Origin of the sequence: Herbaspirillum sp. UBA812, from assembly GCF_002296545.1 — a bacterium.
GTDB lineage: Bacteria > Pseudomonadota > Gammaproteobacteria > Burkholderiales > Burkholderiaceae_D > Herbaspirillum > Herbaspirillum huttiense.
Window position 1 is genome coordinate 2,876 of sequence record NZ_DBIC01000031.1, and the last position, 952, is coordinate 3,827.

Sequence of the window (952 nt, forward strand, 5' to 3'; positions counted from 1 at the left end):
CGCCGTGGTGCTGCCCATCGTGTTCTATGGCCGCCGCGTACGCAAGCTCTCGCGCGCCTCGCAGGACCGGGTGGCCGACGCCGCCGCCATGGCCGGCGAAATCCTCAACGCCATGCCGACCGTGCAGGCCTTCACCCATGAAGAGATCGAAGCGCGCCGCTTCGGCGACTCGGTCGAGCGCGCCTTCCAGACCGCGATGGACCGCATCCGTGCGCGTTCGCTGCTGACGGTGGTGGCGATCCTGCTGGTGTTCGGTGCCATCGTCTTCGTGCTGTGGCTGGGCGCGCATGCGGTCATGCAAGGCAGCATGAGCGGCGGCGAACTGGGACAGTTCATCCTTTACGCATCCCTCGTGGCGGGTTCGCTGGGGGCTCTGTCGGAAGTGATGGGCGACACGCAACGTGCTGCCGGTGCCACCGAACGCCTGCTCGACCTGCTGGCGGCGCAGTCGCCGGTGCAGTCCGTGCTGCTGCCGGAGAAATTGCCGCCGCGCACCGCCAATGGCGCCGCGCTGCAGATCGAGGCCGTGGACTTCCACTATCCCTCGCGCCCCGGCAGCGCCTCGCTGTCGGGCTTCTCGCTGGACGTGCGTGCAGGAGAAACAGTCGCCGTGGTCGGCCCTTCAGGGGCCGGCAAGACCACGCTGTTCCAGCTGCTGCTGCGCTTCTACGATCCGCAGCAGGGCAGCATCCGGCTCGATGGCGTGGACATCCGCTACCTGACCCTGCAGGATCTGCGCAATGCGATCGGCATCGTGCCGCAGGACACCGTGATCTTCTCGGCCAATGCCATGGAAAACATCCGCTTCGGCCGCCCCGGTGCCAGCGATGCGGAAGTGATCGCCGCCGCCCAGATGGCGGCAGCCCATGAGTTCATCGAACGCCTGCCGGACGGCTACCAGTGCTTCCTCGGTGAACGCGGCGTGCGTCTCTCCGGCGGCCAGCGCCAGCGC

The 952-nt window shown here is 68.0% G+C and carries 1 protein-coding gene; it reads left to right on the forward strand.

Features of this window, described 5'->3' with window-relative positions; genetic code table 11:
* On the forward strand, positions 1-952 hold a 952-nt coding region (locus B3873_RS01615), incomplete at both ends, for an ATP-binding cassette domain-containing protein (RefSeq protein ID WP_286863699.1).